Genomic DNA, 20,868 nt, shown 5'->3' with positions numbered 1-20,868 from the left:
GACAAACCATGAGCCATAACGACACCATCGTCGCTCAAGCCACCCCACCGGGACGTGGTGGCGTGGGTATCCTGCGTATCTCCGGCCTGAAGGCGCGTGAGGTCGCAGAAACCGTACTGGGGAAACTGCCCAAACCGCGTTATGCCGATTATCTGCCGTTTAAAGACGCGGATGGCAGCGCGCTGGATCAGGGGATTGCCCTGTGGTTCCCCGGCCCAAACTCCTTTACCGGCGAAGACGTTTTAGAGCTTCAGGGCCACGGCGGTCCAGTGATTCTTGACCTGCTGCTCAAACGTATTCTGACCATTCCCGGGCTGCGCATTGCCAGACCGGGTGAATTCTCCGAGCGAGCGTTTCTCAATGATAAGCTCGATTTAGCCCAAGCCGAGGCGATTGCCGACCTGATCGATGCCAGCTCAGAGCAAGCCGCTCGCTCGGCGCTGAACTCGTTGCAGGGCGCATTTTCCGCACGGGTAAATCATCTTGTGGAAGCGCTCACTCACCTGCGCATCTATGTTGAAGCAGCGATCGACTTCCCGGATGAAGAAATCGACTTCCTGTCTGACGGCAAGATTGAAGCGCAACTCAACAGCGTTATCAGCGATCTTGATGCCGTGCGTGCGGAAGCGCGTCAGGGCAGCCTGCTGCGCGAAGGGATGAAGGTGGTGATTGCCGGGCGTCCAAACGCCGGGAAATCAAGCCTGCTGAACGCGCTGGCTGGCCGTGAGGCGGCCATTGTCACCGATATCGCCGGGACTACCCGCGACGTGCTGCGTGAGCATATTCACATCGACGGCATGCCGCTACACATCATCGACACCGCCGGTTTGCGCGATGCCAGCGACGAAGTTGAACGCATCGGTATCGAACGTGCCTGGCAGGAAATTGAACAGGCCGACCGCGTGCTGTTTATGGTTGATGGCACCACCACCGACGCCGTGGACCCGGCAGATATCTGGCCAGACTTTATTGCCCGTCTGCCAGCCAAACTGCCGATCACCGTGGTGCGTAACAAAGCGGATATTACCGGTGAGACGCTGGGCCTTAGCGAAGTAAATGGCCACTCACTGGTTCGCCTCTCTGCGCGTACCGGTGAAGGCGTTGACGTACTGCGTAATCATCTCAAACAGAGCATGGGCTTTGAAACCAATATGGAAGGCGGCTTCCTGGCCCGTCGTCGTCACCTGCAGGCGCTGGCAGAAGCTGCAGAGCATCTCGAGCAGGGTAAAGCCCAACTGCTCGGAGCATGGGCCGGAGAATTGCTGGCTGAGGAGCTACGCCTGGCGCAGCAGAACCTCAGTGAGATCACAGGAGAGTTTACCTCCGACGATCTGCTGGGACGGATCTTCTCCAGCTTCTGTATCGGTAAGTAACGTTGTGTTGCCCGGTGGCGTGATGCTAACCGGGCCTACAGGCCCCGTAGGCCGGATAAGGCGTTTACGCCGCCATCCGGCAACAACTATTTCCCATGTGGAAATCACTGTTGTCCAAATGGCAACTCGTGCAGTTGACTCTCTGACCGTATGCTTAGCGCCACATTTCTTATGAGGTCGCTATGACACGCTTTCTAATCTGCAGTTTCGCCCTGGTTCTTCTTTATCCTGCCGGTATTGATATGTATCTGGTGGGGCTGCCCCGTATTGCTGCCGATTTACAGGCCAGCGAGGCGCAACTGCATATCGCGTTTTCGGTATATCTGGCAGGAATGGCGACGGCGATGCTGTTCGCCGGTAAAATTGCCGACCAGTCAGGTCGCAAACCGGTCGCCATAGTCGGCGCACTCATCTTTATTTTCGCCTCTGCGCTATGTTCTTTCGCCGAAAGCGGTACGCCATTCCTCATAGGTCGTTTTATTCAGGGCGTAGGTGCGGGCTGTTGCTACGTGGTGGCTTTCGCTATCCTGCGCGATACGCTCGACGATCGCCGCCGGGCGAAGGTACTGTCGTTGTTGAACGGTATTACCTGTATCGTGCCGGTGCTGGCTCCGGTGATGGGGCATCTGATCATGCTCAAATACCCGTGGCAGAGCCTGTTCTACACGATGATGGGAATGGGTGTGGCTGTTTGCCTGCTGTCGGTGTTTGTCCTGCGAGAATCGCGCCCAGCAACGCTTATGGCGACGACGGAAAAGAGCCACACGACCGAATCACTGGTAAACCGCTTTTTCTTAAGCCGTCTGGCCATTACCACCCTCAGCGTGTCGGTGATCCTGACCTTCGTGAACACGTCTCCGGTGCTGCTGATGGAAGTGATGGGCTTCGACCGTGGTGAGTACGCCACCACGATGGCCATGACCGCAGGCATCAGTATGGCGGTCTCTTTCTCTACGCCATTTGCTCTGAGCGTATTTAAGCCTCGCGTTCTGATGCTGACCTCACAGGTGCTGTTTCTGTGTGCCGGCGTGGTGTTAACCCTTGCCACTTCACACGCAGTAACGCTTTTCGGGCTGACGTTAATCTGCGCCGGATTCTCGGTCGGCTTCGGTGTTGCGATGAGCCAGGCGCTTGGGCCGTTCTCGCTGCGCGCGGGCGTCGCCAGCTCGGCATTAGGTATTGCGCAGGTTTGCGGTTCCTCGCTGTGGATTTGGCTGGCGGCGGTTCTTGGCCTTGATGCGCTGAATATGCTGATCGGGATTCTGATTGGCTGTAGCATAGTGAGTATCATGCTGATTATCACTGTTGCACCTAACCGGTCCGCGCCAACTCATGAAGAAATCCCTCAGCAGTCTCGATCTTAATTTATTGCTCTGCCTGCAGCTGTTAATGCAGGAACGCAGCGTCACTAAAACCGCCAAACGGATGAACGTCACGCCGTCGGCGGTCAGTAAGTCGCTGTCGAAGCTGCGGACCTGGTTTGATGATCCCTTGTTTGTGAACACCCCGCTGGGACTATCGCCGACGCCGCTGATGGTCAGCATGGAGCAGAGCCTTGCTGAATGGATGCAGATGGGCAATCAGTTGCTCGATAAGCCGCACCATGAGTCTCCACGCGGGCTGAAGTTTGATCTGGCGGCCGAAACGCCGTTAGTGATGATCATGTTCAATGCGCTCTCCCAGCAGATTTATCAGCGCTATCCCCAGGCAACAATCAAAATACGCAACTGGGACTATGACTCGCTGGATGCCATTATTCGCGGTGAAGTGGATATTGGCTTTACCGGGCGCGAAAGTCATCCGCGTTCGCGCGAACTGCTGAGTTTGTTGCCATTGTCGATCGACCATGAAGTGCTGTTTTCCGATCTGCCCTGCGTCTGGCTACGTGAAGATCATCCCGCACTGCAGGAAGAGTGGAATCTGGACACCTTTCTGCGCTATCCGCACATCAGCATTAGCTGGGAACAAAGCGATACATGGGCGCTGGATGAAGTCCTGCAAGAAATGGGACGCGCACGCAATATCGCGTTATGTCTGCCCGGTTTTGAGCAATCGCTGTTTATGGCCGCGCAGCCGGATCACGCGCTGATAGCCACCGCACCGGTCTATTGCCAGCGTTATAACCAACTCCACCAGCTTCCACTCGTTGCACGGCCGATGCCATTTGATACGGCGCAACTGGAAAAAATGCGCGTACCGTTCACTCTTCTTTGGCATAAACGCAACAGCCACAATCCTAAGATCGTCTGGCTAAAAGACACGATCAAGGCGCTTTATCGCGATATCTCCTGACGATCCTTCATTTTGGTGTTGCTAAATCGACCATTCTGGCAACAGAAATGTAAATATCGCGTAATGTCTCCCATTTTCGCTTAGTTTTTGGGCAGCAAAGCCTGCCCGGAAGCCGTGTAAATGTTACTCTGGTAATAATCACGGACCATTAATCACGGAGCGACAAATGGCGACACATTTTGCCAGAGGGATTCTTACGGAGGGACACCTGGTTTCAGCTCGCCTCCCTTCTCCATGTCATATCGAAGCAAGAGATCTACCCGCTCATCGCCGGACACGTTTCCTGGCTTCCCGAAGTCTTCTCGCTGAACTGATGTTTATGCTTTACGGCACCAGCACGCTGCCCGAAATTGTTACTCAGGCCAAAGGTAAGCCCGTTTTTCGCGATAAGAACCTGCCGGGTTTTTCGATTTCCTATGCCGGGAATATCGTCGGCGTTGTGCTAACAACTGAAGGAACGTGCGGCCTGGATATGGAACTTCAGCGGGCCACCCGCGGGTTCCACAATCCAAATTCAGTGGAAACGTGGCGCTTCTCCAGTAACGAAAACCTGTGGATCAATAACCAAAACGACCCCAACGAAGCACGCGCGCAGCTCATTACATTGCGCCAGAGCGTACTCAAACTCACTGGCGATGTGTGCAATGACGATCCGCGCGAGCTCCAGCTTTTACCCGGCGCAGGGCGCCTGAAATGTGCCCATGTGGCGCAGGTTGAAGCCATTTGCGATGCGGAAGATGTACTGGTGTGGTCAGTTGCGGTTACGCCAACCATTGAAAAACTCAAGGTTTGGGAGTTTGATGGTAAACAGGACTGGAAAAGTTTGCCTGATATCCAGACTCGCGCCAATGAGCCAACGGGTCGTCTGATCCGGTTCTCTCAATTATGTGCAGCGAAGAGCCATACGCTTTGATTTAACCTTCATGATGAAACAGGAGTCACCATGTCTGAAACATTGAATGTTGTTACGTTACTGGGAAGTCTGCGCAAAGGTTCGTTTAATGGAATGGTTGCCCGTACGCTGCCCAAGGTTGCTCCAGCGGGAATGGAAGTGAACGCGCTGCCGTCGATTGGTGATATCCCTCTGTACGATGCCGACCTCCAACAGGAAGAGGGTTTTCCGGCCAGCGTAGAAGCACTGGCTGAGCAAATCAGAAAGGCTGACGGTGTCGTCATCGTCACACCTGAATATAACTATTCTGTTCCGGGCGGACTGAAGAACGCCATCGACTGGCTGTCCCGCCTGCCCGATCAGCCATTATCGGGTAAGCCGGTGCTGATCCAGACCAGTTCTATGGGCGCTATTGGCGGCGCGCGCTGCCAGTATCATCTGCGTCAGATCCTGGTATTCCTCGACGCCATGGTAATGAACAAGCCGGAATTTATGGGCGGCGTCATTCAGAACAAAGTAGACCCGCAGACAGGTGAAGTGATCGACCAAAGCACGCTGGACCATCTGACCGGTCAACTGACCGCATTTGGCGACTACATTCAGCGCGTGAAAGCGTAAAAGAAAAAGCCCGGCGATATGCCGGGCTTGTTGATATATGGGCAAATAAACAGCGATTAGTGCGCGTCGATAAACACAATCTTCAGCACAAACAGCAGCGCGACAATGATGACGCACGGGCTGAGATCGCGGAAACGTCCGGTACCAATCTTCATCACGCAGTAAGAAATAAAGCCCAGCGCAATACCTTCGGTAATTGAGAAGCTAAAGGGCATCATCACGGCGGTAATAAACGCCGGAACCGCTTCTGTCAGGTCATCCCACTTCACGCGCGACAGGCTTGATGTCATCAGGACGCCAACGTAAATCAGCGCACCAGCGGCTGCATAACCCGGTACCATCCCCGCCAGCGGCGACAGGAAGATAACCAGCAGGAACAGCAGGCCAACGACCACGGCGGTCAGACCGGTACGTCCACCGACCGAAACCCCGGAAGAAGATTCGATATACGCAGTAACGGAAGAAGTCCCGATAAACGCCCCGGTAACCGACGACACGCTATCCACATACAGCGCTTGCTTCATGCGCGGGAACTTGCCCTTCGCATCCGCCAGACCGGCTTTATCCGTAACGCCAATCAGCGTACCGGAGGAGTCGAACAGGTTAACCAGCATGAACGAGAAAATCACACCCGCCAGGCCAATGTTAAACGAACCGGCCAGGTCGACATGTCCGATAACGGACATCACGCTCGGTGGTGCAGAAACGATACCGTTGTAATGAACATCGCCAAGCATCCAGCCCAGCAGCGTGGTTACGATGATAGAAATCAGCACTGCCGCGTGAATGTTACGTGACGCCAGAATCGCGATGATAAAGAAGCCCAGGATACCGAGCAGTACGCTGTGGGACGTCAGGTTACCGATAGACACCAGCGTGTCTTTGTTGGCGACGATAACACCGGCGTTTTTCAGCCCCATCATGCCGATGAACAGACCAATACCGCTGGTGATCCCCACACGCAGGCTAACCGGGATATTGGCAATCATCCAGTAACGAACGCGGAAAATCGTCAGCAGCAGCAGACCAACAGCGCCCCAGAAGATAGCGCCCATACCAATCTGCCATGACAGCCCCATCGCGCCAACGACCACGAAAGCGAAGAATGCGTTCAGGCCCATAGCAGGCGCAAGTGCGACCGGCAGGTTGGCAAACAGGCCCATCAGGATGCTACCAAATGCAGCAATAAGGCAGGTGGTAACAAAGACAGCGCTGGTATCCATGCCAGCCACGCCAAGAATTTGCGGGTTAACAAAAACGATATACACCATCGTCAGGAAGGTCGTTAAACCGGCGATCACTTCGGTCCGTGCCGTCGTGCCATGTTCGCGCAGTTTGAACACGCGTTCCAGCATCCCCTGGCCAGAAGCCTGGGTTGTGTGTTGTTGACTCATTATCAATTTCCGAACAAGGAGGGAAAATTCGTCGCTATCCTATACCAAAATGCGACAATAGGGTTGGGTTATGAGCAACTTTTTTCATTGATTTTGCTTATACGGCAACGATTGCGTCGCCCAATAATGCATTACGAAAACGTTAAACTTGTTAAAACGGAAATGACATGTCCCAGATAGAAGCCGTATTTTTTGACTGTGACGGTACCCTTGTCGACAGTGAAGTGATTTGTTCTCGCGCGTATGTCAGCATGTTCCAGGCGTTTGGCATTACGCTCGATCTTGAAGAAATTTTCAAACGCTTCAAGGGGGTAAAGCTGTACGAGATCATCGACATTATCAACGAAGAGCACGGTGTCGAACTGGCAAAAGCCGATTTAGAACCGGTTTACCGCGCTGAGGTCGCACGTCTGTTCGATACGGAACTGGAGGTGATTGCCGGTGCCAATGCGCTACTGGACAGCATGGCCGTACCAATGTGTGTGGTCTCTAACGGTCCAGTCAGCAAAATGCAGCATTCGCTGGGTAAGCTGGGCATGTTGCACCATTTCCCTGATTTACTGTTCAGCGGCTACGATATTCAGCGTTGGAAGCCCGATCCGGCCCTGATGTTCCATGCGGCGAAAGCGATGGACGTTAACGTTGAGAACTGCATTCTGGTTGATGATTCCAGCGCAGGTGCGCAGGCGGGGATTGCCGCCGGGATGGAAGTGTTCTACTTCTGCGCCGATCCGCATAACAAACCGATCGATCATCCAAAAGTGACGACGTTTACCGATCTGGCACAGTTGCCGGAATTGTGGAAAGCGCGGGGTTGGAATATCGTCGAATAAACAGTAGGCCCGATAAGCAAAGCGCCATCAGGCGAATGGCGCAGAATGCCGGATGCGGCGTAACACCTTATCCGGCCTACAATAGCGACGCCGGGGGATCCCGGCGCACGCAACAAGCTGCTTATTCCTTCGGATCTTTGCCCGCCAGCAGCTTATCCAGCTCATCCCCGCCCACGTGACGGAAGTCTTGTCCCTTCACGAAGTAGAAGATGTATTCGCAGATATTCTGGCAGCGGTCACCGATACGTTCGATGGAACGTGCGCAGAACAGCGCGGTCAGCACGCTTGGAATGGTACGTGGGTCTTCCATCATATAAGTCATCAGCTGACGCACGATGCCTTCATATTCCTGGTCAACTTTCTTATCTTCGCGATAAATACGCACTGCTTCGTCCAGATCCATACGCGCAAACGCATCCAGCACGTCATGCAGCATTTGTACGGTGTGGCGGCCCAGTGATTCCAGGCTTACCAGCAGCGGCTGGTGCTGTTGCGAGAACTTCTCCAGCGCGGTACGGCAAATTTTGTCCGCCACGTCGCCAATACGTTCCAGCTCAGCGATGGTTTTGATAATCGCCATCACCAGACGCAGGTCGCTCGCTGTCGGTTGACGCTTGGCGATGATACGCACGCAGGCTTCGTCGATCGCCACTTCCATCATGTTGACGTTCTTATCGCCTTCAATGACGCGTTTTGCCAGCTCGCTGTCCTGGTTGTGCATCGCCGTGATTGCATCAGAAAGCTGCTGCTCGACCATGCCGCCCATGGTCATCACCTGGGTACGGATGCTTTCCAGCTCTGCATTGAACTGGCCGGAAATATGTTTATTAAGGTTAAGGTTATCCACAACAAGCTCCTGAATCAGCCGTAACGACCGGTGATGTAATCTTCAGTTTGTTTCTTCGCGGGCTTGGTGAACAGATCGTCCGTGTTGCTGAACTCAATCAACTCGCCCAGGTACATAAATGCCGTGTGATCGGAACAACGCGCAGCCTGCTGCATGTTGTGGGTAACGATAACGACGGTGTAATCCTCTTTCAGCTCAGTGATCAGCTCTTCGATACGCCCGGTAGAAATAGGGTCGAGCGCTGAACATGGCTCATCAAGCAGAAGCACTTCCGGGCGAATGGCGATACCACGCGCAATACACAGACGCTGCTGCTGACCACCCGAGAGAGAGTACCCGCTCTGGTGTAATTTATCTTTGGTTTCGTTCCACAATGCGGCCTTGGTCAATGCCCACTGCACACGCTCGTCCATATCCGCACGCGAGAGTTTCTCAAACAGACGTACGCCAAAAGCAATGTTGTCGTAGATGGACATCGGGAACGGCGTCGGCTTCTGGAATACCATGCCCACTTTGGCACGCAGCAGAGCGATATCCTGGGTATTGGTGAGAATATTGTCGCCATCCAGCAGGATTTCACCTTCCGCACGCTGCTCCGGGTACAGTTCAAACATTTTGTTGAACGTACGCAGCAGCGTTGATTTACCACAGCCTGACGGCCCGATAAACGCCGTTACCTGGTTTTTAGCAATATCCAGGTTGATGTTCTTCAGGGCATGGAATTTGCCATAGTAGAAGTTCAAATCACGAACCTGAATCTTACCCGGGGCAGTATCAACCATACTCATTTCAATCTCTTCCTCATCCGGCGCCGCATCAGCCACGCCGTAAAAATTAACCGTGTTTCTTCTTCGCGAAAATGACGCGCGCCAGAATGTTCAGCAGCAGTACGCACAAGGTAATAATCAGTACCCCGGCCCAGGCCAGTTGCTGCCACTCAGCAAACGGGCTCATCGCAAACTTAAAGATAGTGACCGGCAGGTTGGCAATAGGCTGCATCATGTCGGTGCTCCAGAACTGATTGGAGAGCGACGTAAACAGCAGCGGAGCCGTTTCACCTGCGATACGAGCAATCGCTAACAGAACGCCTGTAATGATCCCCGAGACAGACGCCTTCAGGGTGATCGCAGAAATCATCTTCCATTTCGGCGTACCCAGTGCATAGGCAGCTTCACGCAGGCTATCCGGCACCAGCTTGAGCATGTTCTCCGTGGTACGGATAACAATGGGCACCTGCAGCAGCGCCAGCGCGATAACGCCCGCCCAGCCAGAGAAGTGCTCCATTTTTGCTACCACGATGGTGTAAACGAACAGACCGACCACGATTGATGGCGCAGACAGCAGAATGTCATTGATAAAGCGGATAACCTCAGCCAGCCAGGACTTACGTCCGTACTCTGCCAGGTAGATACCCGCCATAATGCCAAGCGGAGTACCAAACACGGTCGCCCACAGAATTAACAGTCCGCTACCGGCCAGGGCGTTCGCCAGACCACCACCCGCTGTATTCGGCGGAGGCGTCATTTCGGTGAACAGCGCCAGCGACATACCGTCAATACCACGGGTGATCGTGGACATCAGGATCCAAATGAGCCAGAACAGACCGAACGCCATGGTCGCCATAGAGAGCGTCAGCGCGATGCGGTTCTTCAGACGGCGACGTGCCTGCATTTTACGGCGGGACTCCGCCAGCGCAGTGGTGTTTTGCATTTCAAGCGTAGCCATTAGCGTGCCCCCTCGTTCTTCGCAAGGCGCATGATCATGAACTTAGACGCCGCCAGTACGATGAAGGTGATCACAAACAGAATCAGACCCAGTTCCATCAACGCAGCAACGTGCAGCCCCGATTCCGCTTCGGCAAATTCATTCGCCAGCGCAGAGGTAATACTGTTGCCCGGCATGTACAGCGAGGCGCTATCGAGCTGGTAGGTGTTACCAATGATAAAGGTCACTGCCATGGTTTCACCCAGCGCGCGGCCCAGACCCAGCATCACACCACCGATCACACCATTTTTGGTGAACGGCAGGACGATACGCCAGATAACTTCCCAGGTGGTACAGCCGATGCCGTAGGCTGACTCTTTCATAAGCACCGGCGTTTGTTCGAACACATCACGCATAACCGCAGCAATGTACGGAATGATCATGATAGCGAGTATCACACCAGCCGCCAGAATACCGATACCAAACGCCGGGCCAGCAAACAGTGCGCCAACAAACGGAATGTTGGAAAGGATGTTTCCGACCGGCTCCTGGAAGTACGTCGCAAACAGCGGGGCAAAGATAAACAGGCCCCACATGCCGTATACGATACTCGGAATTGCTGCCAGCAGTTCAATAGCGATACCCAACGGGCGACGCAGCCAGCCAGGTGCAAGTTCAGTCAGGAACAGCGCAATGCCGAAACTCACCGGAACGGCAATCAGCAATGCAATAAATGAGGTGACCAGCGTACCGTAAATAGGTACCAGCGCGCCGTAGATATCGTTCGGCGCATCCCAGTCTTTGGTCCACAAAAAGGAGAAACCAAATTTCTGAATGCTTGGCCAGGAGGAGATAACCAGAGAGACAATAATGCCACCCAACATCAATAGCACAATCAGCGCAGCCAGTTTTACCAGCGCGCTGAATATCATGTCACCCTTTTTACCCGGTGGGTTAAAAGCAGGCTTGGTTGCAGCCATAAATCACTCTTTAAGTTAAACGCGTTTACGAAATTGCCCTGCCGGATGGCGCTACGCTTATCCGGCCTACAAATTGGGCCTACAGTCGGAACTGTAGGGCGGATAAGCGTAGCGCCATCCGCCAACTCGTTAAAGATATTCTATTAGTACAGCGCTTTACCGCTGCTGTCTTTCACGTTGGTCTTCCATGCAGCACGAATCTGCTCAACCACGCTGTCCGGCAGGCTGGCGTAATCCAGGTCATTAGCCTGTTTGCCACCATTTTTGTATGCCCAGTCGAAGAATTTCAGCACTTCAACGCCCTGCTCAGGCTTCTTCTGCTCTTTATGGACCAGGATGAAGGTGGTGGAAGTGATTGGCCACGCATCGTCACCTTTCTGGTTAGTCAGATCCTGAGCGAAAGTTTTGCTCCAGTCAGCGCCTTTAGCGGCGTTGGCAAAGTTTTCTTCGGTCGGGCTTACCGGTTTACCATCAGCAGAGACCAGCTTGGTGTACGCCAGGTTGTTCTGCTTAGCGTAAGCGTACTCAACGTAACCGATAGAGCCCGGCAGACGCTGGACGAACGCGGCGATACCGTCGTTACCTTTACCGCCCAGACCGGTCGGCCAGTTAACGGTAGAGCCGGAACCAATTTTAGATTTCCACTCTTCGTTCACTTTCGCCAGGTAGCTAGTGAAGACGAAGGACGTACCGGAACCGTCAGCACGACGCACAACGGCGATATTCTGCGAAGGCAGCTTCAGACCCGGGTTCAGTTTGGTGATGGCTTCATCATCCCACTTCTTAATTTTACCGAGGTAGATGTCGCCGAGCGTTTTACCGTCCAGCACCAGCTCGCCGGATTTTAGGCCAGGGATGTTGACTGCCAGTACCACACCACCGATAACGGTCGGGAACTGGAACAGGCCTTCTTGTGCCAGTTTCTCGTCAGACAGCGGTGCATCAGAAGCGCCGAAATCAACGGTATTGGCCGTAATTTGTTTTACACCACCGGAGGAGCCGATACCCTGGTAGTTTACTTTGCTACCGGTCTCTTTCTGATAGGTATCTGCCCATTTGGCATACACTGGCGCAGGGAAGGTTGCACCTGCACCTGTCAGGCTCGCTGCTGCAAACGCAGAGAACGCGCTCATGGATAAGGTCGCGGCGACAACAGTTGCGACAGTGGTACGCATAACTTTCATAATGTCTCCTGCACGGTTTTCGTAAATCGTTGTTTGAGTTGCTACTGTGAGCAAAATAGGACAAACAGGTGACAGTTAAATGTACGAAATATGACAGTTTTATGACAATGAAAAATACGGGAAGTTATTTATCTAAAAATTCATTTAAAACAAAATGTTATCTATTACCATGACAATAACATTTCGCTAAAATTTTCTTTTTATGACACTGCAAACAGTAGCTGAAGATGACGGTTTGTCACATAAAACAGGCGGGATAATTGATTAAAAACAGAACAAGTTTAAAAAAATGCCCCGCTTATAGCAGGGCATTTTCAGTTCAGTTAGGTACGGATTACTCTACGGTAACCGACTTCGCCAGGTTACGCGGCTGATCCACGTCGGTGCCTTTAATCAGCGCCACATGATACGCCAGCAGCTGCAGCGGAACGGTATAGAAGATCGGTGCAATCACCTCTTCCACATGCGGCATCTCAATGATGTGCATGTTTTCGCTGCTGGTAAAGCCAGCATCCTGGTCAGCAAAGACGTACAGCTGACCACCACGGGCGCGAACTTCTTCAATGTTGGACTTCAGTTTTTCCAGCAGTTCGTTGTTCGGCGCAACCACGATAACTGGCATATCGGCATCAATCAGCGCCAGCGGACCGTGTTTCAGTTCGCCTGCGGCATAAGCTTCAGCGTGAATATAAGAGATCTCTTTCAGCTTCAGCGCGCCTTCCAGCGCAATCGGGTACTGATCGCCGCGGCCCAGGAACAGCGCATGGTGTTTATCAGAGAATCCTTCAGCCAGAGCGGCAATGCGTTTGTCCTGAGACAGCATCTGCTCAATACGGCTCGGCAGCGCCTGCAGACCGTGAACGATTTCCTGCTCAATAGCCACATCCAGGCCTTTCAGACGAGACAGTTTCGCCACCAGCATCAGCAGAACGGTCAGCTGAGTGGTAAATGCTTTCGTGGAGGCCACGCCGATTTCGGTACCGGCATTGGTCATCATCGCCAGGTCGGATTCGCGCACCAGAGAAGAGCCCGGTACGTTACAAATAGCCAGCGAACCCAGATAGCCCAACTCTTTGGATAAGCGCAGACCCGCCAGGGTATCTGCCGTTTCACCAGACTGGGAAAGGGTGATCATCAGGCTGTTACGACGCACAGCGGATTTGCGATAGCGGAATTCGGAAGCAATTTCGACATCACAAGGAATGCCAGCCAGCGATTCAAACCAGTAGCGGGACACCATACCGGAGTTGTACGACGTACCGCAGGCGATAATCTGGATATGCTCAACCTGAGACAGCAGCTCGTTGGCATGCGAACCCAGCTCGCTTAAATCCACTTCACCGTGGCTGATACGGCCGGTCAGCGTGTTTTTAATTGCGTTCGGCTGTTCGTAGATCTCTTTCTGCATGTAGTGGCGATAAATACCTTTTTCGCCCGCATCGTATTGCAGATTAGATTCGATATCCTGACGTTTCACTTCCGCGCCAGACTTGTCGAAAATAGAGACCGAACGACGGGTTACTTCCGCGATGTCGCCCTCTTCCAGGAAGATGAAGCGACGGGTTACCGGCAGCAGTGCCAGCTGATCGGAAGCGATAAAGTTCTCACCCATACCCAGACCAATCACCAGCGGGCTGCCAGAACGGGCCGCCAGCAGGGTTTCCGGGTTACGGGTATCCATGATCACCGTGCCGTAGGCACCGCGCAGCTGCGGAATAGTACGCAGCACGGCTTCACGTAACGTACCACCCTGTTCCAGCTCCCAGTGCACCAGGTGAGCAATCACTTCGGTGTCGGTTTCAGAAACAAAGGTGTAGCCACGCGTTTTCAACAGCTCACGCAGTGGTTCATGGTTTTCAATGATGCCGTTATGCACCACAACAATGTGTTCAGAAACATGGGGATGCGCGTTCGCTTCTGAAGGTTCACCGTGTGTCGCCCAGCGGGTGTGAGCAATACCAGTACCACCATGCAGCGGATGTTCTTCCGCAGCAGCAGTCAGCATCTGCACTTTACCCAGACGACGCAGACGGGTCATGTTGCCTTCAGCATCGACAACGGCCAGACCAGCAGAGTCATAACCACGATATTCCAGACGACGTAAACCTTCGAGAAGGATTTCAGCTACATCACGCTGCGCGATAGCGCCAACAATTCCACACATATTTTTTGATTCCGAATTTAGGCATTAGCCTGTCGTTGTCGGTCAACCTGATACCCGTATTTCGGGCGCCCCGAGCCTTGTAGAGAGTGGGGTTATTTTTATAGGTACTGCTTGTTGAGCGGAGGATTATATTATCCCCTCATCTCTTGTCTGCCTGATGGCGCTCACGCTTATCAGGCCTACAGAACGTCACCGCACGTAGGCCGCCATCCGGCAAAAATAAATTACTTCTTCTTCACCGGACGCTGCCAGCCCTGTTTATGGACCTGAGGTACACGGCTTAATACCAATTCGTTATCGGCGACATTACGCGTTACGGTGGTTCCTGCGGCAATCGTCGCACCTTTACCCACGGTGACAGGTGCCACCAGCTGAGTATCAGAACCCACAAACACATCATCACCAATAATGGTTTTAAACTTATTGGCACCATCGTAGTTGCAGGTGATCGTACCCGCGCCGATATTCACGTTATCGCCAATTTCCGCATCGCCCAGATAGGTCAAATGACCAGCTTTAGAGCCTTTACCCAGACGCGCTTTTTTCATTTCGACGAAGTTACCCACGTGTGCACCTTCCTGCAGCTCAGCACCCGGGCGCAGACGCGCGAATGGACCGATGGTGCATGCGGCTTCCAGATGGGCATCTTCCACCACACTGTACGGGCTAAGCTCACAACCCTCACCAATCACGCTGTTTTTGATGATGCAGCCAGCACCAATCTTGACGCGATCCCCAACGGTTACGTTACCTTCAATGATAACGTTAGTATCAATTTCAACATCGCGCCCGTGAATCAGCGTACCGCGAAGATCAAAACGTGCAGGATCGCGCAGCATCACGCCCGCCAGCAGCAGTTTTTCTGCCTGCTCGGACTGATACACACGTTCCAGACGGGATAACTGAAGGCGGTTATTTACCCCTTCCGTTTCACTGATTCGTGCCGGATGTACTGCCGCAATTTCACGTCCTTCCTGATACGCCATCGCGATGATATCGGTGATGTAGTATTCACCCTGCACGTTGTTGTTGGTCAGTTTAGACAGCCAACGCTTCATGTCAGCGCCGTTGGCAATCAGAATACCAGTGTTGATTTCCTGGATTTGACGCTGCTCGTCGGTTGCATCTTTATGCTCAACAATGCCAGTAACTTTGCCGTTATCACGGGTAATACGCCCATAGCCGGATGGGTCGTCCAGTTTTACCGTTAACAAACCGATACCACCCTGCGGTTTGGCTTCACGCAGGCGACGTAAGGTATCGGTAGAGATCAGCGGCACATCTCCATAGAGCATTAAAATGTCTTCGTCATCACTAAAGAATGGCGCCGCCTGCTGCATTGCATGGCCGGTACCCAACTGCTCAGCCTGCAGAACCCAATTCAGATTGCCATCTTTCAGCGTTTGCTTAAGAAGATCGCCACCGTGTCCGTAGACAAGGTGTACATGAGTCGCACCTAATTCATTAGCTGCATCAATGACATGCTGAACCATCGGCTTTCCTGCGAGGGTGTGCAGCACTTTAGGAAGATCGGAATACATACGCGTGCCTTTGCCTGCGGCAAGGATCACAACGCTCATAGCATTATTCAACATACACGTCCTGACTGTAATTTGAGAACGAATTTATACCGTTTCACATTGAAAATACTACATTTTTTTCAGCGTGAAATGGACCGAAGATAAAACGTTCAACAGGGGGTATTCCCCATCTGATAACTCACTATTTTCGTCTATATCTGCGTCTTTTGTCTCCCAAAAACCAGGAGTCTGCTCTTATTAAAGCCTTAGGTTAATGTTTTTGCTATTTTTTTACCGCATGAATAAAGCATTACATCAGCATAGTACGATTTTATTTATGTGATTCAGTGAGAAGCAGAAAAACGGGTTGGGAAAATTGAGGGGAGGAATGATAGAGAACAAATGATACAGCGAAGGAGGGGGGGATTTAATGACGATGACGCTAGCTGATAAACCGCATTAAGCTTCGCGCCACAGAGCAGGCGGGGAAAGACTAAAAACTCATATTGCTGAACAGGGCGATGATTTTGTTGATCAATTTCATGTTGGTATCTCTTTTTTTATCTGAGTTCATTATGTGACACACATCACATAAAAAAGAGTCTACGCCTCATTTTTTAACCAATCAATATTTTTATAATCTAAATCACGAAATAATAAAACTGCTTTTTATTTACATATTTCCTGTAACCAAGCCATAAAAAAAGCCAGCCTGGAAACCAGACTGGCCTTTGTGCTTTTCAAGCCGGTGTTACATCGCTTTTTTGGTCAACTCGATAACGCGCAGTTTCGCGATCGCTTTGGCCAGTTCCGCAGATGCCTGAGCGTAATCCACGTCACCATGAGAGCTCTTAATGTGCTCTTCAGCCTTACGCTTCGCTTCCAGGGCTCTCGCTTCATCGAGATCCTGTCCGCGAATCGCGGTATCAGCCAGTACGGTCACGCTGCCAGGCTGCACTTCGAGAATGCCGCCGGACAGATAGATAAACTCTTCATGACCGAACTGTTTAACGATGCGGATCATACCAGGCTTAATGGCGGTGAGCAGCGGGGCGTGACCCGGGAAAATACCCAGTTCACCTTCACTACCCGTTACCTGGATTTTCTCGACCAGACCAGAGAACATTTGTTGCTCTGCGCTGACGACGTCCAGGTGGTAAGTCATTGCCATATCACCCTCCGATTAAGGCGTTAAAGTTTTTTGGCTTTTTCCACGGCTTCGTCGATAGAACCAACCATGTAGAACGCCTGCTCTGGCAGGTGGTCGTATTCGCCTTCCATGATGCCTTTAAAGCCACGGATGGTGTCTTTCAGGGAAACGTATTTACCCGGAGAACCGGTGAATACTTCCGCAACGAAGAACGGCTGGGACAGGAAGCGCTGGATCTTACGCGCACGTGCTACCACCAGTTTATCTTCTTCAGACAGTTCATCCATACCCAGGATGGCGATGATGTCTTTCAGTTCCTGATAACGCTGCAGCAGGGACTGTACGCCACGCGCGGTGTCGTAGTGTTCCTGACCAACAACCAGCGGATCCAACTGACGGCTGGTGGAGTCCAGCGGGTCAACTGCCGGGTAGATACCCAGAGAAGCGATCTGACGGCTCAGTACCACGGTTGCATCCAGGTGAGCAAAGGTGGTTGCTGGGGATGGGTCAGTCAAGTCATCCGCAGGTACGTATACCGCCTGAACGGAGGTGATAGAACCGGTTTTGGTAGAGGTGATACGTTCCTGAAGAACACCCATCTCTTCCGCCAGGGTCGGCTGGTAGCCTACCGCTGATGGCATACGACCCAGCAGTGCAGATACTTCTGTACCGGCCAGGGTGTAACGGTAGATGTTATCAACGAACAGCAGAACGTCACGACCTTCGTCACGGAACTTCTCAGCCATGGTCAGACCGGTCAGTGCAACGCGCAGACGGTTTCCCGGCGGCTCGTTCATCTGGCCATATACCAGGGACACTTTGTCCAGTACGTTGGAGTCGGTCATTTCGTGGTAGAAGTCGTTACCCTCACGAGTACGTTCACCTACGCCCGCAAACACGGAGTAACCGGAGTGTTCGATCGCGATGTTACGGATCAGCTCCATCATGTTTACGGTTTTACCTACACCCGCACCACCGAACAGACCGACTTTACCGCCCTTAGCGAACGGACACATCAGGTCGATAACTTTGATGCCGGTTTCCAGCAGTTCCTGAGAGCTGGACAGCTCTTCGTAGGAAGGTGCTGCGCGGTGGATAGCCCAACGCTCTTCTTCACCGATATCGCCTTTCATGTCGATCGGGTGACCCAGGACGTTCATGATACGACCCAGGGTTGCTTTACCTACCGGGACTTCGATCGGGTGTTCGAGGTCTTTAACTTCCAGACCACGACGCAGACCGTCGGAAGAACCCATGGCGATGGTACGTACGATACCGCCGCCGAGCTGCTGCTGAACTTCCAGCACCAGGCTCTCTTTACCATTCATAACCTCAAGAGCATCGTACACGCGCGGTACGGCATCCTGAGGGAATTCGACGTCAACCACGGCGCCGATTACCTGGACAATTTTTCCAGTAGCCATCTTGAATCCTCTACGAATTAACCTGGTTATACCGCGGATGCACCACCGACGATTTCGGTGAGTTCCTGAGTAATGCTGGCCTGACGAGCTTTGTTGTATACCAACTGCAGCTCTTTAATCAGGCTGCCGCCATTGTCGGTCGCGGCTTTCATCGCCACCATACGTGCGGCCTGCTCGCTGGCCAGGTTTTCTACCACGCCCTGATAAACCTGAGATTCAACGTAACGACGCAGCAGGGTATCCAGCAGCGGTTTCGGGTCTGGTTCATACAGGTAATCCCAGGCTTTTTGTTTTAACTCTTCATCTTCTGATGCCGGTAACGGCAGCAGTTGAGTGAGGGTCGGAACCTGAGACATGGTGTTAATAAATTTGTTGCTGACAACGTACAGTCTGTCCAGACGACCTTCATCGTAGGCCTGCAGCATCACTTTAACCGGACCGATCAGTTCGGACAGGGAAGGGTTATCCCCCATGCCGGTTACCTGAGCGATCACGTTTCCGCCAACGGAGTTAAAGAAAGACACGCCCTTAGAGCCGATCATTGCGATATCGCACTGAACGCCTTTATCGGACCATGTTTTCATATCCGCCAGCAGCTTTTTGAACAGGTTAATGTTCAAGCCACCGCACAGACCACGGTCGGTCGACACCACCAGGTAGCCCACGCGTTTAACGTCGCGTTCTTCCAGGTAAGGGTGCTTATATTCCAGATTACCATTCGCAAGGTGACCAATCACTTTGCGCATGGTCTCTGCATAAGGACGGCTGGCCGCCATGCGATCCTGCGATTTACGCATTTTGGAAGCGGCGACCATCTCCATCGCTTTAGTGATCTTCTGCGTGTTCTGGACGCTTGCGATCTTACTACGTATCTCTTTTGCGCCGGCCATGAGCTTCTCCTCAATGCCTTGCGGTCCGCCCTAAAGCAGACCGCCAGACGTTACCAGGACTGGGTTGCCTTGAAGGAATCGAGGATAGCTTTCAGCTTGCCTTCGATTTCATCGTTATAGCCACCGGACTGGTTGATCTCTTGCATCAGCGGAGCGTGGTCACGGTCAACGTAAGCCAGCAGAGCGGCTTCGAAGCTACCGATTTTCGCCAGTTCCACATCTTCGAGGTAACCGCGTTCAGCCGCAAACAGCACCACACCCTGCTGTGCAACAGACATTGGCGCATACTGTTTCTGCTTCAGCAGTTCAGTTACTTTCTGACCATGGCTCAGCTGCTTACGAGTAGCTTCATCCAGGTCGGAAGCGAACTGAGAAAACGCTGCCAGTTCACGATACTGTGCCAGAGCGGTACGAATACCACCGGACAGTTTCTTGATGATCTTGGTCTGTGCTGCACCACCAACACGAGATACGGAGATACCCGGGTTAACTGCCGGACGAATACCGGAGTTAAACAGGTTGGTTTCCAGGAAGATCTGACCATCGGTAATGGAAATTACGTTGGTCGGAACGAACGCAGAAACGTCACCCGCCTGGGTTTCGATAATCGGCAGAGCGGTCAGGGAGCCGGTTTTACCTTTAACTTCACCATTGGTGAACTTCTCAACGTATTCCGCGTTTACGCGGGATGCGCGTTCCAGCAGACGGGAGTGGAGGTAAAATACGTCGCCCGGGAATGCTTCACGTCCTGGCGGACGACGCAGCAGCAGGGAAACCTGACGGTAAGCAACAGCCTGTTTAGACAGGTCATCGTAAACGATCAGTGCATCTTCACCGCGGTCACGGAAGTATTCGCCCATTGCGCAACCGGCATATGGTGCCAGGTATTGCAGTGCAGCAGATTCAGACGCGGTCGCCACAACAACGATGGTGTTGGACAGTGCGCCGTGTTCTTCCAGTTTACGAACCACGTTGGAAATGGTGGACGCTTTCTGGCCGATAGCCACGTACACACATTTGATGCCGGAATCACGCTGGTTGATGATGGCATCGATTGCCATCGCAGTTTTACCTGTCTGACGGTCACCGATGATCAGCTCACGCTGGCCACGACCGATTGGGATCATGGCATCAACAGATTTATAACCGGTCTGTACTGGCTGATCGACGGACTGACGTTCGATTACGCCTGGTGCGATAACTTCGATTGGCGAGAAGCCATCGTTATCAACCGGACCTTTACCGTCAATCGGGGAACCCAGAGTGTTCACCACACGACCCAGCAGGCCACGGCCAACCGGAACTTCCAGAATACGACCCGTACACTTAACCTTCATGCCTTCGGCGAGGTCAGCGTATGGACCCATCACAACAGCACCTACGGAGTCGCGCTCCAGGTTCAGTGCGATAGCGTAACGGTTACCCGGCAGGGAAATCATCTCACCCTGCATACAATCGGCCAGGCCGTGAATGCGGATAACACCGTCACTTACAGAAACAATAGTACCTTCGTTATGAGCTTCGCTCACAACACTGAACTGAGCAATGCGCTGCTTGATCAGTTCGCTGATTTCGGTGGAATTCAGTTGCATGCTCCAGTCCC

Annotated in this window: 18 protein-coding genes; 6 read left to right on the top strand and 12 right to left on the bottom strand. The window is 52.7% G+C overall.

Going from position 1 to position 20,868, the window contains the following annotated elements; genetic code table 11:
* The first annotated feature begins 8 nt into the window (after nt 1-8).
* From mnmE to OGY17_RS16845, 5 genes are all read left to right on the top strand, one after another.
* Nucleotides 9-1,373 carry a tRNA uridine-5-carboxymethylaminomethyl(34) synthesis GTPase MnmE gene (gene mnmE, locus OGY17_RS16865; protein ID WP_032945460.1) on the top strand — a complete coding sequence of 455 codons (1,365 nt, stop codon included), beginning with the start codon at nt 9-11 and terminating at the stop codon, nt 1,371-1,373.
* Between the two features lie 182 nt (nt 1,374-1,555).
* On the top strand, nt 1,556-2,737 hold the full coding sequence (locus tag OGY17_RS16860) for an MFS transporter (RefSeq protein WP_048215234.1): 1,182 nt from the start codon (nt 1,556-1,558) through the stop codon (nt 2,735-2,737).
* Nucleotides 2,706-3,665 carry an HTH-type transcriptional regulator YidZ gene (gene yidZ / locus OGY17_RS16855; RefSeq protein ID WP_003827051.1) on the top strand — a complete coding sequence of 320 codons (960 nt, stop codon included), beginning with the start codon at nt 2,706-2,708 and terminating at the stop codon, nt 3,663-3,665. The genes OGY17_RS16860 and yidZ overlap by 32 nt, the downstream gene beginning before the upstream one ends.
* A gap of 166 nt (nt 3,666-3,831) precedes the next feature.
* Nucleotides 3,832-4,578 (top strand): 4'-phosphopantetheinyl transferase family protein, encoded by a 747-nt coding sequence (locus OGY17_RS16850; protein ID WP_060683000.1) that lies wholly within the window; start codon nt 3,832-3,834, stop codon nt 4,576-4,578.
* A 30-nt stretch (nt 4,579-4,608) separates the two neighbouring features.
* Nucleotides 4,609-5,175, top strand: a complete 567-nt coding sequence (locus tag OGY17_RS16845; protein ID WP_008786548.1) for an NADPH-dependent FMN reductase — start codon at nt 4,609-4,611, stop codon at nt 5,173-5,175.
* A gap of 56 nt (nt 5,176-5,231) precedes the next feature.
* Here the strand turns inward: OGY17_RS16845 and adeP are convergent, their stop codons facing one another.
* Nucleotides 5,232-6,569, bottom strand: coding sequence for an adenine permease AdeP (adeP, locus tag OGY17_RS16840; RefSeq protein WP_003827042.1), 1,338 nt, complete (start codon nt 6,567-6,569; stop codon nt 5,232-5,234).
* A gap of 167 nt (nt 6,570-6,736) precedes the next feature.
* Here adeP and yieH point away from each other — a divergent pair, with 167 nt between their 5' ends.
* The gene (gene yieH, locus OGY17_RS16835) at nt 6,737-7,402 is read left to right on the top strand and encodes a 6-phosphogluconate phosphatase (RefSeq protein WP_003827040.1); all 666 of its coding nucleotides are present in this window, start codon (nt 6,737-6,739) and stop codon (nt 7,400-7,402) included.
* A gap of 121 nt (nt 7,403-7,523) precedes the next feature.
* Here the strand turns inward: yieH and phoU are convergent, their stop codons facing one another.
* From phoU to atpA, 11 genes are all read right to left on the bottom strand, one after another.
* A complete protein-coding gene (phoU, locus tag OGY17_RS16830; protein ID WP_003023824.1) occupies nt 7,524-8,249 on the bottom strand; it encodes a phosphate signaling complex protein PhoU in 726 nt (241 codons plus the stop codon).
* Nucleotides 8,250-8,263: 14 nt separating this feature from the next.
* Nucleotides 8,264-9,037: a phosphate ABC transporter ATP-binding protein PstB gene (gene pstB, locus OGY17_RS16825; protein ID WP_003023821.1), complete on the bottom strand. Its 774-nt coding sequence runs from the start codon at nt 9,035-9,037 to the stop codon at nt 8,264-8,266.
* Nucleotides 9,038-9,083: 46 nt separating this feature from the next.
* Complete coding sequence (gene pstA / locus OGY17_RS16820) at nt 9,084-9,974, bottom strand: phosphate ABC transporter permease PstA (protein ID WP_003827037.1); 891 nt, start codon at nt 9,972-9,974, stop codon at nt 9,084-9,086.
* Nucleotides 9,974-10,933: a phosphate ABC transporter permease PstC gene (gene pstC / locus OGY17_RS16815; RefSeq protein ID WP_008786549.1), complete on the bottom strand. Its 960-nt coding sequence runs from the start codon at nt 10,931-10,933 to the stop codon at nt 9,974-9,976. The genes pstA and pstC overlap by 1 nt, the downstream gene beginning before the upstream one ends.
* 143 nt (nt 10,934-11,076) lie before the next feature.
* The gene (gene pstS / locus OGY17_RS16810; protein WP_003827033.1) at nt 11,077-12,117 is read right to left on the bottom strand and encodes a phosphate ABC transporter substrate-binding protein PstS; all 1,041 of its coding nucleotides are present in this window, start codon (nt 12,115-12,117) and stop codon (nt 11,077-11,079) included.
* Nucleotides 12,118-12,451: 334 nt separating this feature from the next.
* A complete protein-coding gene (gene glmS / locus OGY17_RS16805) occupies nt 12,452-14,281 on the bottom strand; it encodes a glutamine--fructose-6-phosphate transaminase (isomerizing) (RefSeq protein ID WP_003827031.1) in 1,830 nt (609 codons plus the stop codon).
* 224 nt (nt 14,282-14,505) lie between these two features.
* Nucleotides 14,506-15,876, bottom strand: coding sequence for a bifunctional UDP-N-acetylglucosamine diphosphorylase/glucosamine-1-phosphate N-acetyltransferase GlmU (gene glmU / locus OGY17_RS16800; RefSeq protein ID WP_008786550.1), 1,371 nt, complete (start codon nt 15,874-15,876; stop codon nt 14,506-14,508).
* Between the two features lie 676 nt (nt 15,877-16,552).
* Nucleotides 16,553-16,972 (bottom strand): F0F1 ATP synthase subunit epsilon, encoded by a 420-nt coding sequence (locus tag OGY17_RS16795; protein WP_003023809.1) that lies wholly within the window; start codon nt 16,970-16,972, stop codon nt 16,553-16,555.
* A 20-nt stretch (nt 16,973-16,992) separates the two neighbouring features.
* On the bottom strand, nt 16,993-18,375 hold the full coding sequence (gene atpD, locus OGY17_RS16790) for a F0F1 ATP synthase subunit beta (RefSeq protein ID WP_003023806.1): 1,383 nt from the start codon (nt 18,373-18,375) through the stop codon (nt 16,993-16,995).
* Nucleotides 18,376-18,401: 26 nt separating this feature from the next.
* Complete coding sequence (gene atpG, locus OGY17_RS16785; RefSeq protein WP_008786551.1) at nt 18,402-19,265, bottom strand: F0F1 ATP synthase subunit gamma; 864 nt, start codon at nt 19,263-19,265, stop codon at nt 18,402-18,404.
* A 50-nt stretch (nt 19,266-19,315) separates the two neighbouring features.
* Nucleotides 19,316-20,857, bottom strand: a complete 1,542-nt coding sequence (gene atpA, locus OGY17_RS16780) for a F0F1 ATP synthase subunit alpha (protein ID WP_003827026.1) — start codon at nt 20,855-20,857, stop codon at nt 19,316-19,318.
* Between the last annotated feature and the right edge of the window lie 11 nt (nt 20,858-20,868).

Origin of the sequence: Citrobacter sp. Cpo126 (assembly GCF_030332445.1) — a bacterium.
Lineage (GTDB): Bacteria > Pseudomonadota > Gammaproteobacteria > Enterobacterales > Enterobacteriaceae > Citrobacter > Citrobacter portucalensis.
The sequence above is the reverse complement of the archived record's forward strand: the minus strand, read 5'-3'. Positions and strand labels throughout refer to the sequence as shown.

What these genes read in the sequence shown, in the direction of transcription:
- mnmE (WP_032945460.1), top strand. Translation starts at nt 9, where the DNA reads ATGAGCCATAACGACACCATCGTCGCTCAAGCCACCCCACCGGGACGT.
- OGY17_RS16860 (WP_048215234.1), top strand. Translation starts at nt 1,556, where the DNA reads ATGACACGCTTTCTAATCTGCAGTTTCGCCCTGGTTCTTCTTTATCCT.
- yidZ (WP_003827051.1), top strand. Translation starts at nt 2,706, where the DNA reads ATGAAGAAATCCCTCAGCAGTCTCGATCTTAATTTATTGCTCTGCCTG.
- OGY17_RS16850 (WP_060683000.1), top strand. Translation starts at nt 3,832, where the DNA reads ATGGCGACACATTTTGCCAGAGGGATTCTTACGGAGGGACACCTGGTT.
- OGY17_RS16845 (WP_008786548.1), top strand. Translation starts at nt 4,609, where the DNA reads ATGTCTGAAACATTGAATGTTGTTACGTTACTGGGAAGTCTGCGCAAA.
- adeP (WP_003827042.1), bottom strand. Translation starts at nt 6,569, where the DNA reads ATGAGTCAACAACACACAACCCAGGCTTCTGGCCAGGGGATGCTGGAA.
- yieH (WP_003827040.1), top strand. Translation starts at nt 6,737, where the DNA reads ATGTCCCAGATAGAAGCCGTATTTTTTGACTGTGACGGTACCCTTGTC.
- pstB (WP_003023821.1), bottom strand. Translation starts at nt 9,037, where the DNA reads ATGAGTATGGTTGATACTGCCCCGGGTAAGATTCAGGTTCGTGATTTG.
- pstA (WP_003827037.1), bottom strand. Translation starts at nt 9,974, where the DNA reads ATGGCTACGCTTGAAATGCAAAACACCACTGCGCTGGCGGAGTCCCGC.
- pstC (WP_008786549.1), bottom strand. Translation starts at nt 10,933, where the DNA reads ATGGCTGCAACCAAGCCTGCTTTTAACCCACCGGGTAAAAAGGGTGAC.
- pstS (WP_003827033.1), bottom strand. Translation starts at nt 12,117, where the DNA reads ATGAAAGTTATGCGTACCACTGTCGCAACTGTTGTCGCCGCGACCTTA.
- glmS (WP_003827031.1), bottom strand. Translation starts at nt 14,281, where the DNA reads ATGTGTGGAATTGTTGGCGCTATCGCGCAGCGTGATGTAGCTGAAATC.
- glmU (WP_008786550.1), bottom strand. Translation starts at nt 15,876, where the DNA reads ATGTTGAATAATGCTATGAGCGTTGTGATCCTTGCCGCAGGCAAAGGC.
- OGY17_RS16795 (WP_003023809.1), bottom strand. Translation starts at nt 16,972, where the DNA reads ATGGCAATGACTTACCACCTGGACGTCGTCAGCGCAGAGCAACAAATG.
- atpD (WP_003023806.1), bottom strand. Translation starts at nt 18,375, where the DNA reads ATGGCTACTGGAAAAATTGTCCAGGTAATCGGCGCCGTGGTTGACGTC.
- atpG (WP_008786551.1), bottom strand. Translation starts at nt 19,265, where the DNA reads ATGGCCGGCGCAAAAGAGATACGTAGTAAGATCGCAAGCGTCCAGAAC.
- atpA (WP_003827026.1), bottom strand. Translation starts at nt 20,857, where the DNA reads ATGCAACTGAATTCCACCGAAATCAGCGAACTGATCAAGCAGCGCATT.